Source organism: Microvirga arabica, assembly GCF_016811235.1.
Lineage (GTDB): Bacteria > Pseudomonadota > Alphaproteobacteria > Rhizobiales > Beijerinckiaceae > Microvirga > Microvirga arabica.
In genome coordinates, this window is the sequence record NZ_JAFBID010000075.1 from 1 (window position 1) to 14,594 (window position 14,594).

The 14,594-nt window shown below is 61.0% G+C and carries 12 protein-coding genes; 2 read left to right on the plus strand and 10 right to left on the minus strand.

Going from position 1 to position 14,594, the window contains the following annotated elements; genetic code table 11:
• A partial coding sequence (locus JQC81_RS25775) for a PAS domain S-box protein (RefSeq protein ID WP_203274660.1) occupies positions 1 to 1,538 on the minus strand: 1,538 nt, incomplete at its 3' end.
• 345 nt (positions 1,539 to 1,883) lie between these two features.
• On the opposite strand from JQC81_RS25775, the gene JQC81_RS25780 reads away from it, so the two are divergent.
• Positions 1,884 to 3,047 (plus strand): acyl-CoA dehydrogenase family protein, encoded by a 1,164-nt coding sequence (locus JQC81_RS25780; RefSeq protein ID WP_203274661.1) that lies wholly within the window; start codon positions 1,884 to 1,886, stop codon positions 3,045 to 3,047.
• 176 nt (positions 3,048 to 3,223) lie between these two features.
• Positions 3,224 to 4,522, plus strand: coding sequence for a sensor histidine kinase (locus JQC81_RS25785; RefSeq protein ID WP_203274662.1), 1,299 nt, complete (start codon positions 3,224 to 3,226; stop codon positions 4,520 to 4,522).
• Positions 4,523 to 4,819: 297 nt separating this feature from the next.
• Here JQC81_RS25785 and JQC81_RS25790 read toward each other — a convergent pair whose 3' ends face one another.
• From JQC81_RS25790 to JQC81_RS25830, 9 genes are all read right to left on the minus strand, one after another.
• Complete coding sequence (locus JQC81_RS25790; RefSeq protein WP_203274663.1) at positions 4,820 to 6,091, minus strand: sensor histidine kinase; 1,272 nt, start codon at positions 6,089 to 6,091, stop codon at positions 4,820 to 4,822.
• A 193-nt stretch (positions 6,092 to 6,284) separates the two neighbouring features.
• Positions 6,285 to 7,436, minus strand: coding sequence for a PAS domain-containing sensor histidine kinase (locus JQC81_RS25795; RefSeq protein ID WP_312887580.1), 1,152 nt, complete (start codon positions 7,434 to 7,436; stop codon positions 6,285 to 6,287).
• Between the two features lie 493 nt (positions 7,437 to 7,929).
• The gene (locus JQC81_RS25800) at positions 7,930 to 8,472 is read right to left on the minus strand and encodes a chromate transporter (RefSeq protein WP_203274665.1); all 543 of its coding nucleotides are present in this window, start codon (positions 8,470 to 8,472) and stop codon (positions 7,930 to 7,932) included.
• Positions 8,465 to 9,022, minus strand: coding sequence for a chromate transporter (locus JQC81_RS25805; protein WP_203274666.1), 558 nt, complete (start codon positions 9,020 to 9,022; stop codon positions 8,465 to 8,467). Before JQC81_RS25805 ends, JQC81_RS25800 begins: the two co-directional genes overlap by 8 nt.
• Positions 9,023 to 9,109: 87 nt before the next feature.
• Entirely contained in the window at positions 9,110 to 10,192 is a 1,083-nt protein-coding gene (locus JQC81_RS25810; RefSeq protein ID WP_246520664.1) for an isocitrate/isopropylmalate dehydrogenase family protein, read from the minus strand.
• A gap of 45 nt (positions 10,193 to 10,237) precedes the next feature.
• Positions 10,238 to 11,728 carry a tripartite tricarboxylate transporter permease gene (locus JQC81_RS25815; RefSeq protein WP_203274688.1) on the minus strand — a complete coding sequence of 497 codons (1,491 nt, stop codon included), beginning with the start codon at positions 11,726 to 11,728 and terminating at the stop codon, positions 10,238 to 10,240.
• 63 nt (positions 11,729 to 11,791) lie between these two features.
• Positions 11,792 to 12,262 carry a tripartite tricarboxylate transporter TctB family protein gene (locus tag JQC81_RS25820; protein WP_203274667.1) on the minus strand — a complete coding sequence of 157 codons (471 nt, stop codon included), beginning with the start codon at positions 12,260 to 12,262 and terminating at the stop codon, positions 11,792 to 11,794.
• Between the two features lie 151 nt (positions 12,263 to 12,413).
• A complete protein-coding gene (locus JQC81_RS25825) occupies positions 12,414 to 13,370 on the minus strand; it encodes a Bug family tripartite tricarboxylate transporter substrate binding protein (RefSeq protein ID WP_203274668.1) in 957 nt (318 codons plus the stop codon).
• A 97-nt stretch (positions 13,371 to 13,467) separates the two neighbouring features.
• Positions 13,468 to 14,535, minus strand: a complete 1,068-nt coding sequence (locus tag JQC81_RS25830; RefSeq protein ID WP_203274669.1) for a PdxA family dehydrogenase — start codon at positions 14,533 to 14,535, stop codon at positions 13,468 to 13,470.
• Positions 14,536 to 14,594 lie beyond the last annotated feature (59 nt).

Below are 14,594 nucleotides of genomic sequence, written 5' to 3' on the forward strand. Positions count from 1 at the left end.
GCCTCCGCTACGATCTGATGCAGGCCCGCAGCTTCCCAGCTCTCCCGGGTCAGCACGTCATGTGCCTTTGACAGAGCGATCAAGCGGCTCGAAAGAGCTGTTTGCGCGTCCTCAGGGGTTGGCGCATTGCGCAAGGTCTGGAACACGATGGACTGCACCGTCGTGAGGGTGTTCTTCACCCGGTGGTTCAGCTCGTTGATGAGCAGTCGCTGATGCTCCTCGGCGCGCTTGCGCCCAGTGATGTCGCGCGCCACGCGGATGCCGTAGAGCGGATCGCCGCTCTCATCGTCCACCCGGGATGCCGACAGCTCGACCCAGATGCTATGCCCGTCCCTGTGGACATACCGCTTTTCTAGCGTATAGGCCTCGATCTCGCCCGCCATCTGCCGGTGGAACTGATCGAGATCAGGCCCTAGGTCGTCGGGATGGGTGATGTCGATGAAGGTACGCCCCAGAAGTTCCTCACGGCTATAGCCGGTGATGATGCTCAACTGCTCATTCACTCGTAGAAAGCGACCGGCGGCATCCACCTCGGCAATGCTGGTGAAGGCGTGCTCATAGGTTAGGCGAAGGCGCTGCTCACCCTCGCGCTGGGCCGCTTCCGCCTGCTTACGAAGGGTGAGATCACGCAGGTATGCTGTAAACCGCGGCCGATCTCTTCCGCTGATTGGGCTGATGGCCAGCTCGACTGGGAGTCGGGAGCCGTCAGCCTGGAGCGCCTCCAGCTCGATGCGCTGGTTCAGCACAGGCCCCTCGCCGGTGGCGAGATAATGAGCCATGCCTTCGCGGTGCCGCTCCCGGTACTCGGGCGGGATGATGAGCTCGGCCAAATCCCGCCCCAAGGCTGCCTCACGGGGGTAACCGAAGGTCCGCTCCGCGGCAGTGTTCCATTCGATGACCCGGCTCTCATGGTCAATGGAAACGATGCAATCGAGGGCCGCGTCCAGGATGGAGCCCTTGAGAGCCTCGCTCTCGCGCAGTTCCTGCTGGGCGTTCTTGTAGCCGGTGATGTCAATGGACACGGCTAGGATGCTGTCCGGCCTGCCAGAACTGTCAAGAATGGGACTAACGGCGTTGCGTACCCAGACCACTGATCCATCCGAGCGCAGGTAGCGCTTCTCGATCTCGAACGCCTCGCCTGCTTCCAAGGCACGTTGGAACAGGACCATATTGTGCGGGAGATCGTCTGGGTGGGTACAATCCTGCATGCGGAGCTGAAGAAGCTCGTCGCTGCGGCGGCCCAGGATGGCGCAGTATTGGTCGTTTACGCGTACAAAGCGGCCGGTCAGGTCGACTTGGGCCATCCCTGCCGCCGCCTGGGCGAAGAGGGCTTCCACCTGCTGCGTGCTTCTGGTTGTGGGCGTGGCAACATCGGTGTTGCTGGTTTGATCTGCCTTGGCCCCTCCCCCATAGAAGGCCCGCAGGGCTGCGCGCACCACCTCGCTGGCACTCTGGTACTGGCCAGAGGCCACATCCTTGCCGATGAGACGGAGGAGCTCAGGGGTAAGCGAAACGTTCAGCGTGGATCTGGGGGACATCAGCGAATGCAGTGGGAAAACAGGAACCCTCATATGAGCTGTGGCACAGAATGTCACTGCGGCACAGCAGCGAGACGGGCCAGCGCACGCAGGGGCATGACTGGCGGCAGAATTCGCTCGGGCCGATCGCGGTCTGGCCACAGAGCCTAAAGTCAACGGTTGGCACCCTCTTGCGCTCGCCCGTACTCATCATCCTGCGTGCCTCCAAATCAAGTTGCATACTACACGGCCTAGGTGGATATTCTCGTTATAATGCCTTAGATCTGCCGAGCTTCCGGGCGATCAACAGGTCCCGGCTTCCTACGAGCGTGCGGTGCAACTCGTGCTACCTCGGGACAAGCTTTCATGGATGCAAATCTACCCGCAGGGCTGGTGAGCCTTCAGGCCAGGGCCGCTGAGCTTGCCGCCGCCATCCTGGCGCCGAATGCTGAACGGGTTGATCAGGACGCCCAATGGCCGGCAACAGGCATGAGAGCCCTAGCCGATGCCGGCCTGCTCGGCCTACATGTCCCCCGCCACCTCGGTGGCTATGGCGAGGGGCTGCTCGCCCTCTCTGTCATCACGGAAGAGCTGGGTAAGGCGTGCGGCTCGACCTCCATGTGCTACGGCATGCATTGCGTGGCCACCCAGGTTATCGCCGCCAAGGCGACCCCAAATCAGGAAGAACGCTATCTGCGCCCGATTGCCGAGGGCCGTCATATCAGCTCGCTCGCCCTGAGCGAGCCGGCCTCAGGCGTGTTTCTGTACCTCCCCCGCGCCACGTTCGAGCACGCCGGAGAGAGCTTTCTACTCAATGGAGAGAAGGCGTTCATCACCAGCGGAGCCGAAGCGGATTCCTATGTTGTCTCAGCCGTCGCCTATGGTGACGAGCACGACCCGAGCACCTTTACCTGTGTGCTCGTCGATAAGGGCAGCGAAGGCCTCCACTGGGGTAAGCCGTGGAATGGGTTCGGCATGCGGGGCAACAGCTCGCGCTCTGCGCGCCTGGACAACGTCCACGTTCCGGCCTCGAACCTTCTGGGCCGCGAAGGGGATCATATCTGGTACGTCTTCGAGGTGATTGCGCCCTTCTTCCTGACCGCCATGGCCGGCACCTATATCGGCATCGCTCAGTCGGCTCTGGATGGGGCAATCGCCTCGCTGAAGGGGCGCCGTTTCGCACACACGCCGGAGCCCCTGGCCGACAATCCCGTTCTCGCTCACGACGTCGCCGAGATGTGGCTGCGCGTGTCCCGGGCACGGCAGTTGACCCACCATGCCGCAAAGCTCGGAGACGCTCGTTCCCCTGAGGCCGTTCAGGCTCTCTTTGCCGCGAAGATCGAGGCTGCAGATGCCGCTGTGGAAGTCACAAGGATAGCCATGACCGTAGCCGGCGGACGTGCGTACCAGGATGGCGGTCCTCTTCAGCGCGCCATGCGCGATGCCCAGGCTGCACCCGTCATGTCGCCGACGACCCACCTCCTGAAGACCTGGCTTGGGCGCACTGCCCTCGGCCTGCCCCCGCTCTGAGGCACCGCGTGCGCTCATCCCCGACACGCCCCCACGTCGTCGCACTCGCCGGCGCAGGAGAGGTGAACGCATTGCGGACACTTCTGTCGGATCCTCTGCTGAGCGATGTTGGGGTCGATGTAGTGTCCGATGAGCCGAGTGCCCGTCACGCCCTGCGGGAGAACGGCGGGACATCGGTGCCGATCGTTCTGATCGGATCGGAGGTAAGCTCCCCATTGGCAGCCGCCAGGCAACTCAGGCGGGACCACCAAAGCCTGAGCATTCTCTTCCTGCTGGACGCGGACCGTCACGAGTCCTTTGCTCGCATGCTGCCGTTTGTTCCCGAGTTGCACGGGGCTCGCGTGATCACAAAATTAGCAGATGCTGGTGAGCTCAGGCGCCTGCTGATGGGTGTCTTTGCGAGTGCATTACGCCAGTCCGAAGCGGCCCTGGTTCGCGAGTACATCAACCGGCGGCTCAGTCAGCCCTCGAACGCGGGCGAGGCGCACCAGCAGCACCTGCTGTCACAAAGCTATCTGACCACTCTTCTGACCTCCACTCCCGACGCCATTTTTGCCGCAGATCAGGATGGAAAGCTGCTCGCCTGGAACGAGGCAACATCCAATCTATTCGGAGTTCGTCTCGACGACGGTGTGGTAGGCCGCGATGCTTCGTCTCTTTTTCCATTGGATCTTCAGCCTGAGACCGAGCGGTTGCTAAGCCGAGTTAGGTCAGGTGAAGTGGTCAGGGAGCATCACACCAGGATTGCACGCCCTGACGGAACCATGATCGATGTTGAGATCAGTGTTGCACCGGTTTATGTACAAGCCAAGCAACTAGGGGGCATTTCCTTCACCGCCAGAGACATCACAGAGCGTAAGCAGGCTCAACGCCGCCAGAGCCTGCTGATCAACGAGCTCAACCATCGCGTGAAGAACACGCTGGCAACAGTCCAGTCCCTGGTTCAGCAGACGCTTCGGAATGCACCGGATCCATCGGCGTTCCAGGCAGACCTGATGGGGCGCCTCATCGCTCTCTCTCGAACCCATGATTTGCTGACCCAGAGCAGTTGGGAAGGCGCTTTCCTGAACGACGTACTGGACGTGGAGCTTGCCCCTTATGGCGGAGGTGGCGAGCCGCGCTATGAGCTGGAAGGACCGCGCGTGTACTTGCCGTCCCAAGCCGTGCTTTCCCTCGGTTTGGTCAGCCATGAGCTTGCGACGAATGCTGCAAAGTACGGTGCATTTTCCAGGCCGGAGGGTCGGGTCAGGATATCTTGGGCTCAGGACAGATCGGGTTTGAGGATCGAATGGATTGAACGGGGTGGCCCGCGTGTTACGGTCCCAACACGGAGGGGCTTTGGCTCACGGCTGATTGAGCGCTCGATTAGGAGTGATCTTGGAGGCGAGTTCTTGGCTGAGTTCAGACCTGAGGGGTTCCGGGCTATTGTAAATCTGCCAGCCGAGCAGATGCCAAGCGGTTACGTCACACCATAACGGTCTTGCCGCTACGAAACTATGTGCGATACCACGGGTACAGAGCCCGACCGGCAGCCTTAATCTTCCGCTTGGATCATGCACTGCCCTAAATCCCGACTGTGTAGATGTCCGCTCACCGCAGAAACGCGAGTATCCGGTCTACGTCCGCCTGATGGCAGACGGAGAGGTTCCGCGCGACTCGTCCGCCAATTCCATCGGCGGTGTTGCTTGAGGGATCTGACTGAGCGGTATCGTGACGAGGAAGCTACAATATCGCCGCTTTGTGCAGTCTTGCATTGTTGGGGCAGAACTCACCTAGCTCTGTGGAAATTGAAGGTGAATTGTCGTGCCCGGCTCACTGGTCTCCCTCAATTCCGCTCCAAGTTGAAGGGCCAGACTGGCCACAAGCCTCAGCCCTGATCGGGATTGGCGATCAGACTGCTTGCTGGCCAGCCCAACCCCGTCATCGGAGACGACAAGCGTGCATTTCCTGCTCTTGCAGCCAAACCGAACTAAGATCTCGCCTCGCCTTCCATGAGGGAAAGCATGCTTCAGTGCGTTCGTGACAAGCTCGGTTGTAATCAGTCCAAGGGTCACAGCCTTATCAAGGCCGATGTCTGCATCCTCCGCTTCCAGCCGAATGAATATCCTATCCTCTCGGCCGCGTAGTTGAACTAAGCTGTCACAGAGCTTCTTCAGATAATTAGAGACTGGGACCTTTGTGAGCTCGTCTGAGGCATAGAGCGCATCGTGAACCAGTGCGATCGCATCGACCCGACCAAGAATGTCAGTATAGCCCTCCTTGATGTCCTCCGAGCGCGTCTGCCGGAGCTTCATCCGGACAAGGCTGGAGATAATCTGGAGATTGTTGCGGACCCGGTGGTGAACCTCACGAAACAGTTCATTCTTGTCGTGCAGGGCTCGTTCCAGTGCATTTGTCCGGTCTAGGACCCGCCGTTCCAGTTCGCTGTTGAGGCTCTCGAGCTCGGAACGAGCCTGCTTGAGTGAGGCGTCCTCAATCACCTCCCATGATCCTCGGCGCCTCGTCAGCGCAAACTGATGGTTACGCACCACCTCCAGCACATCAGTCGGCCTGCATCGGTCTAAGCAATAACTGCAAAGAGCTAGGATCGGTTGTGACGAGAATTCCCGGTTGACCTTGTTTTCGTAGTCGGCGAACTCATCGAACCCGTCACATTCCAGCCAAAAGGTATTTCCGGTCAGGCGGAGGCCTGAGTAGCCCTCGCCCACAGCGGCGTGCGCACGCCCCAACCATTGAGATACAGTCTCATCAGCGTCCAAGTTCCCGGCGCGCAGATACCAGTTCTGAAAATCGATGATCTCGATCTGACCTCGTGCTTCCCGTTGATCGAGATCCGGCACGGCTGCTCGTAGCGAGGCCCTGGCGTCTTCGCGCCCGAAAGGCTCGGATGTGACCCATAGACACTTCTCATTGTTTTCCAGGCCCTTCTTGAAGTACGGCACGAGGGCGTCAGCCAGATCGCTGCGATCCTCATAAAACTGGCAGAAGTGCGTTCCCCAGGGGAGATCACCAACAGCTTGAATGCCGCTTGGAGTCCGGGTCATGTGAATCCTCGCAACAGGCAGCTTCAGGGGCCGCATCGGAATCTTTGGGCAGGCAGTGTTTATCTATACTGTCCAGCCTTGTAAGCAAGTGCGCAGACGATGGGCAGGGTCTCAGGAGTGACCAACCTGACCGCACGCGGTTTGCCAAGTGGCAGTGTTCCAGCAGGGTGCCATCGGTTGCACACAGGAAGCGCTAAGTCTCCTCGAACAATGTTGCGAAATCACCAAGCGGCGCATTGAGGGTCCAGCAGACACCTTCGGGCAGATACGAAATCGTGGTCTGGCGGTCGGGCCCGCTCAGCGCCCGCTCAATCAGCGTCGAGCCGAACCCGTGCCGGGTCGGCGGCACTACCGCGGGGCCGCCAATCTCCTGCCATGTAAAGCACAGAGTGCCGCTAGCTATGCGCCAAGTAATGCGAAGCCGGCCCTCCGACGTAGATAGAGCCCCGTACTTGATTGCGTTCGTGGCCAGCTCATGCAGCACAAGCGAGAGCCCGATCACTTCAGAACCAGTAAGCTGCACCTTAGGGCCGTCGATTTCCAGGCGATCCGCATCAACCGGGTGGACCGCGAGGGCTGCCTCTACCAATGGCTGAAGCGGCGCGTTCTTCCAGTGTTCATTGGCAAGAATGTCATAGGCTCGCCCCAAGGAGCTCAGGCGGGCGCTCACGAGCTTAGCCGCCTGATCCGGATCAGGCGTGTTCCGCAAGGTCTGCACCACAAGGGACTGAACCACGCTTAGCGTGTTCCTGACCCGGTGCTGTAGCTCATGTGCCAGCAACTGGCGGTGCTCTTCAGAGGCCTGGAGTTTGGCAAGAACTGCCTCAATGGCGGCCTTGTCTTCCAGAGCAGCACGGGCGTGTTCACGGCTTGCAGCCTCCCGGGCCTCAAGCGTCTTTGTGCTGCTCATATCCTGGACGCAGTTCACGAAACCGATGAACTCGCCTGCGTCAGAAAACAAGGGAGACACGCTGGCAAGGACCGGAATCTGGGTGCCATCAGGGCGGCGTATCATCGCCTCGAACTCACCGCTCGGCTTATGATTGCGAAGGACTGTCGCCATGGGCGTTTCGGCGTGGGGGACGTACTGACCGTCGGACAGATACAGCCGATGGGCACCGCAAAAGCGTTCCTGTGTATCCCCACACGTGGGCTCCCGCCCCCAAAGCAGGCTTGCGCGTTGGTTGTAGGCGACCAGGATGCCCTCAGCGTCGCAGACATAAACGCCAACTGGCAGCGCTTCGATCAGATCAGGAGAGAGCCACTTCGGGAGAGCTTTCGGCCGGAGATGATGCACTTGGGCTGGCACAGCCGTCTCCTCGTTGGTGGGTATCCTACATACCACCTGTTAAGGTTTATGAACAGGAGGACGGACGAGATACTGTTTAGGGGCCTGGCGTCAACTTCCAACGAATGCGATCTCAGCACAGGCAGCAGGTCGTGACGGCGAGGGTCGCGATGGAAGTCCACCGGAACGAATCTTTGGGCGTGTGGGACAAGCGTCCTCAAGCCTCCAGTAAGCCCTGTTCGGAGCCGGAGGAAGGTGCGTTCCAGCGTATTCGGAAGACATCGTCAGCACATTGGGCTGCGGGATCCGGAAGGATCCGCTTCGGGTCAAACTTGCTTGGTAGGAGCAAGGGCTTGAACGAAAGTCCGCTGATCCCAGCAATGCGGAAGTAAGGCTAAGTTCAGCTCCGTGCCAGGACCGGACCTATCTGATCACCTGGGTCTGACGCCTGCCTGTTCGCTCAAAGTAATCTGAATAACCGAAAAGCTTAAACTCTTGCCGAACGAACAGGATGTGGTCTCATCTCCCGCCGCGCCTGCGACGGCCTCGCTCAAAGGGGGACCATACCGTGCCAGATTGCGAAGGCAGCGGCACCGCCAGCAAGCAGGATCAGCGGGTTGAGTGTTGGGCGCCAAGCCAGGATCGCAGCCGCGACGCCTGCAACAGCCCAGGACAGAATGCCCGCCCCTGCGATGCGGAAAACCGCAAACACACCAGCCAAGATCAGCCCCGCGCCGATGGGCGCAAGCCCACTCTCCAGTGCCGTGTGCCAATGGCGGCCGCGGTAATGGTTCCACATCTTCGTCACACCGTAGCAAAGGAGCGATGAAGGAATGAACAGCGCTAGCGTCGCCACGATGGCGCCGGTCCAGCCCGCCACCTTCCAGCCGAGCAGGGTCACGAGCATCGAGCCCGGGCCGGGAGCGGCTCGAGCGATGGCAAACAGATCGACGAATTCCCGCGCCGTGACCCAGTGATAGACCTCGACGGATTGATGCTGAATGCCTGCGAAGATACTCGGACCTCCACCAATGGAGACGAGGGAGAACGGCACGAAGACAACGATGAGAGACCAGAGAACGTTCTCACGCATCGGACGAGGCCTTCCACCAGGCGAAAGCAATCGACACGGGCGCGAGCCCCAACGCCACCGGCACCAATGGCCATTGCAGAAGGCCCACGGCCACGAAGGTCGCCATCAGGATCAGGAACGGCACGAGCCTGCGGCTCGCGCTGTAGGCACCCTTGAGCGCGACTACCAGCAGAAGCCCGATGGCGGCTGCAGCCGCTCCGGTCATGGCATCCTGTATCCAGGGCATCGCGGCGATCTGGGCGTACGCAGTGGCCAGGGCAATCACCGCGAAAAAGGGACCGATCACGAGACCGGTGAGAGCGCAGACAGATCCTACAGGCCCGCGCAGGCGCTGGCCGATATAGACGGACAGGTTGGTGACGTTCGCTCCGGGGAGGATCTGAGAGAGCGCCAGACCGGAAAAGAAGTCATCGTCGCTCATCCAGCCACGCAGGGTCACCACCTCGCGGTAGATCCATCCTGAAAGCCCTCCGCCGAAGCTGAACAGCCCCACGCGGAAAAACACAAGAAAGAGCGACACAAGGGGAACGGGGGCCCTGGTCGGGTGCATGGAAGATCCGGGACTAAGCCTTAGTTGCTATCGAGGAGGATGTATGCCGCGCCTGGCGACGCATCAGGCACCCTCCCCTGTTTCTCTTTACACGGCCTGCCGTCTGATAGCATCGGCAATGGCGGCGGCAGACCGGCTGCACGAAGCGGTGCCGCCCACGTCGACCGTGCGTCTCTCGGGGCTAGCAAGCACGTGGTCGATGGCGCGCTCAATCGCTTGCTCGGCCGCAAGCAGATCCTCGCGCCCGTGCTTCTGGCCGAGCCACCCGAGGAGCATCGCCCCCGAGACGACCATGCTGATCGGGTTGGCCTTGTCCTGCCCGGCGATATCCGGCGCGGAGCCGTGCGAAGCGTTGGCCATGGCGTGACTGACGCCTGCGTTGACGCCGCCGCCGAGACCGAGACCGCCCGCGAGTGCGGAGCAGAGATTGGAGATGATGTCGCCGAACAGGTTGGTCATCACCACCACGTCATAGCGGTCCGAATTCATGTAGACATCGGCGTTGAAGGCATCGACGATGGACGAGTTCCACTCCACATCCGGGTACTCGGCGGCGACTTTCACGCATTCATTGTAGAAGAGCCCATCCGTCATGCGGAAGATGTGCTTCTTGCTCACGATGGTCACATGCTTGCGCCGCCTGCGCGCCCACTCGAACGCGCTGCGTGCGATGCGGTTCGAAGCATGTGCCGTGATCTTGCGCATGGAGATCGCAACACCCTCCACCGGCATCACCTCGCCATAGCCCTCGAACATGTTGCGGTCCGGGTAGAAGCCTTCCGAGTTCTCGCGCACGATCAGCACATCAAGGCCAGGCCGCGCATGAGGCACGCTGGGATGCGAGCGCGAGGGACGCAGGTTGGCATAGAGGTCGAGATCGTGACGGAACCTGCCTGGAACGTTGATGCCGCCGTCCTTCGGATCAGGGTAGCCGCCGTTGTCGCAGGGCCCGAGGAGAATGCCGTCAGCCTCAATAGCGGCCTTGTAGACGCTGTCCGTGAGCGTGGTGCCGTGCTCTTTGAGGCTTGCGTGGCCCACCGCATGCTCCTCGAACCGCAGATTTAGGCCGAAGGTCTCGTTGGCGGCCTCAAGCGCGAGGACGGCGGCCCGGCTGATTTCCGGGCCGATGTGATCGCCGGGCAAAACGGCGATTGTCAGAGGAGCAGGCATGTCGATCTCCAGGAGAGTGAAAAGAAGACGCTCTACGGCCTGCCGTCAGGCGCGGCGCAGCCGCAGGAGCATGGGCGTGACGAGGAATGCGATGGCGATGACCAGCAGACTCACGGCCAGCGGATGCGTCATCGGGTTGTAGAACACGGACAGGTCGCCCTGACTGATGGCGAGCGCGCGCCGGAAGTGCTGCTCGGCCATGGGACCGAGGATAAGGCCCACGATGCAAGGCGCCACGGGCACGTTGAGAAGCCGCATGCCCAACCCGCCGATGCCGATGATCCAGAGCAGCACGAGATCGACGATGTTGTTGTTCAGCGAATAGGCGCCTAGGGTCGCGAAGGCCAGGATGCCACCATAGAGCCAGGGCTTGGGCACCAGCAGCAGCTTCACCCACATGCCTGCCATGGGCAGATTGAGCAGAAGCAGGAACACGTTGCCGATATAAAGGCTCGCGATCATGCCCCAGACGAGTTGCGGATCGTTCTCGAACAGCAGCGGTCCCGGTTGCAATCCGTATTGCTGGAACGCAGCCAGCATGATCGCGGCTGTCGCTGAGGTCGGCAGACCCAGCGCCAGAAGCGGCGTGAGCACGCCCGCTGCGGATGCATTATTGGCGGCCTCGGGCCCCGCCACGGCTTCGATGGCGCCGTGGCCGAACTCCTCGGGCTTCTTCGCGAGGCGTTTCTCGACCACATAGGACAGAAAGGTCGGGATCTCGCTGCCGCCGGCCGGCAACGAGCCGATGGGAAAACCGATCGCCGTTCCGCGCAGCCACGGCTTCCATGACCGACTCCAATCCTCGCGGCTCATCCAGAGTGAGCCCTTGAGCGCGTAGATCTCTTCTTTTTCGTGCCGGTAGCGCGAGACCTGATACAGCGCCTCGCCAATAGCAAAGAGCCCTACCGCGACGATGACCACGTCGATGCCATCGAGTAATTCCGGGATCCCGAAGGTGAGGCGTGCGGCGCCTGTCTGGTTGTCGATGCCGACAAGACCGAGGGTCAGCCCAAGCATGAGGCTTGCCATGCCGAGAGCTAGGTTCTCGCCCAGTACGGCCGTGACCGTCACGAAGGCCAGCACCATGAGGCCGAAATATTCGGCAGGGCCGAACAGGAGCGCGAAGGAGACCATGGCGGGTGCGACGAACGTCATCGCCAACGTGGCGATGGTGCCGGCCACGAAGGACCCGATGGCAGCGGTTGCAAGCGCCTGCGCGCCACGCCCTTTGCGAGCCATGGCATGCCCGTCGATGGCGGTCACGATGGCGCCGGACTCACCGGGCGTGTTGAGCAGTATCGACGTAGTCGAGCCACCGTACATGGCCCCATAGTAAATCCCACCGAACATGATGAAGGCGGCCGTGGGCTCAAGGGCGGTGGTCACGGGCAAAAGGAGCGCCACCGTGAGCGACGGACCGATTCCCGGAAGAACGCCGATGGCGGTGCCGACGGTGACACCAATGGCTGCCCACAGGAGGTTCATGGGATCCAGGGAAACGGAGAAGCCCTGAAGGAGTGATTGCAGCGTTTCCATCATGTCGCGAAGCGCCCGATAGATTTTGTGTCAAAAAGCTGAAACGGTGAGTCAGCCGCTCATTTAGGTATCGAGGATCCAACCTTCCGGCAGCGACAATCCCAACACCTCGTTGAAGATGTAGAAGGACGCGGCGCTCAGCACAAAACCGATAAGGAGGTCGAGCACGACACGGCGGCTGCCGAACGCCCATGCAACGGTCGCGAAGAGCAGCGTCGTGGCGACGATCCACCCCGCTGTCGTGAGCAGAGTCATCTGCACGATGAGACCCGCGAGCACGATGAGCACAGGCGGTATATCGTGCTTGAGCCATTGCTCCTCGGGAACCTTGCCGCGAAGCGCCTGCCAGAAAAGCGCTGCGGCATTGACCGCGAGGCCAACAGCGATCAGCAGCGGGAAGAAGGCAGGGCCGATCGTCGCCTGCTGAGTGGGCGCGGAGAGAGAGAATGTCTCCTCGACCACGAGAATGGCGAGAAGGAGCAAGATGGCGCCGAGAACGAAGTTCCCGATCTGGAGCCTGGCTGTCGCATTCATCAGGGATCTCCGTCGATCATCATCGTGCATTCGCGCCGAGACAGCTCTTCTTTCGAACGATGCTGGATCGCTCCGAAGACCGTCACGGAAGCCATGCCGGAACAAGACGGCAAACCGGGCCCATTTTCGAAACGGGCCCGGTTAAGAAGGCTTACTTCAGGAGGCCGAGTTCCTTGAACAGCCCCTCGGCCCGCACATGCTCCTGCTTGACGAAGGCCGCGAACTCGGCAGGCGGCATGTAGGCATCGCTCCAACCGCGCTGCTTAACGGCCGCCTTCCAGTCCTCGCTCTTCACCATTTTGTCGATGGCCTGCTCGAGTTCCTGCTTCTCTTCCGCCTTGAGATCCTTGGGCGCAAACACCGCACGCCAGTTCACCAGGTTCACATCGTAGCCTTTTTCCTTGAAGGTCGGAATGTCAATGCCCGGGAGCCGCTCCGGCGAGGAGATGGCGAGCGCACGCACCTTACCGGCGTTGATCTGAGCGGAAAGCTCGCTGTAGCCACCGGTTCCAACGGTCACGTGGCCGCCCATGACGCCCGACAGCATTTCGCCGCCGGAGGTGAGTACCACATAGTTGATCTTCGACGGTTCGACGCCTGCGGCCTTTGCAAGCAGGCCGTAGAGCATGTGGTCCGTGCTGCCAGGACCGGAGCCGCCCCACGAGATGGAGCCCGGATCGGCCTTGAACTTGGCGATGAGATCCTCAACTGTCTTGTACGGAGAATCCGCCGCCACGACGATCGGCTGGTAGTCGGCACTTAGCCTCGCCAGCGGATAGGTGTCCTCGAACGAGACCGTGGACTTGTTGGTGATGATGGCGCCCACGAGGGCAAGGCCACCCATGAGAAGGGTGGGAGTACGCTTCTTGTTATTGACGTAGTTTGCAAGACCGATGGTGCCACCTGCGCCGGGCTGGTTGACCACTTGGATGCCCGATGCGAGCCCCTCCTTCTGGAGAACCTGCTGCATGATGCGGGCATTCTGGTCATAGCCGCCGCCGGCGGCGGCCGGCGCAGTGATCTCCAAGCGCTTGATCTCGGCAACAGCCGGGCCTGCGCTCGCGAATGCGAGAGCTGCCGCGGCGACGATCGTCATGGATTTCTTCATGCGTTCCTCCTTGGTTGTTTTTAACGCCGCTTCTTGCGGCAACCCGGTGAAATGAGAGCCACCTTTTTGGTGATCTTCTTTATGATTTGGGTGTCCGTCAGCGCCCCACTGCGGCCCGGCGCGCCCTATTGGTGGCAAGCGTCGCGGCGAGGGTGATTGCCGATTCCAGCGCGCCGGTGGTAGCGATACCCTTGCCGACGATATCGAAGGCCGTGCCGTGCGAGGGCGTGGTGAAGATGGTCTTCAAACCGGCCGTCACCGTGACGCCGCGGTTGAAGCCTCTCAGCTTCGTGGCGATTTGGCCCTGATCGTGATACATGGCGACCACGCTGTCGAATTCGCCTTTGAATGCCCGGATATAGACTGTGTCGGCAGGATAAGGTCCGGAGCAGTTGATGCCCTTCTCGGCCAGCGCCTTTACGGTGGGCCCGATCATCTCGATCTCGTCGCGACCAAACAGTCCACCCTCGCCCGCATGGGGGTTGAGCGCCGCCACCGCGATGCGCGGGTTCTCGATACCGGCATTGCTCAGCATTTCATGCACCAGGGTCACGGCATCAGAGATCGATTGCGGCGTGATCTCCTCGATGGCCTGGCGGAGCGATACATGTCCAGTCACGCGGGACATCCACTGGCCATCGAGCACGTTCATCTCAGAGAAGTAGGTCTTATGTTCCAGCAGATGAGCAAACATCTTGTGCTCGTCGGGAAACTTCCATCCACCTGCGAACATCGCGGCCTTGTTGAGCGGCGCGAAGGTGATCGCATCGACATAGCCTTCACCGGCGATCTCAATGGCACGAGCCAGCGTGTCACCCGTGAGCTTGCCCGATTCCGGCGAGGCCGAACCGCGTGGGAGCACATTCGGATCAATGTTGCCGAGATCGATCAACGGGACGATGTCGTCGTTCCAATCGATCTCGCTGGCGGATGAGACGCGGCGTACGTCGAATTTCACACCGGCATCCTGCATGCCGCGTTCGAGCACCCGGGCGTCGCCGATCAGCACGATCTTCGCAATATTATTCATACGGCCGTCAGAGAGGATACGCGCGCACTGCTCGGGGCCGATGCCCGTGCAGTCGCCCATGGTCAAGGCGACGCGTGGCTTGGCACTGCTGTCGCTCTGGAGCCTAGTGTCGGAGGGGTCGTGAGCAGAGGTCATGGCGCGTCCCCAGATCGTCAGTGATCTGTTGTTGTTGAGAAATTCGGCCGGGAAAAGCC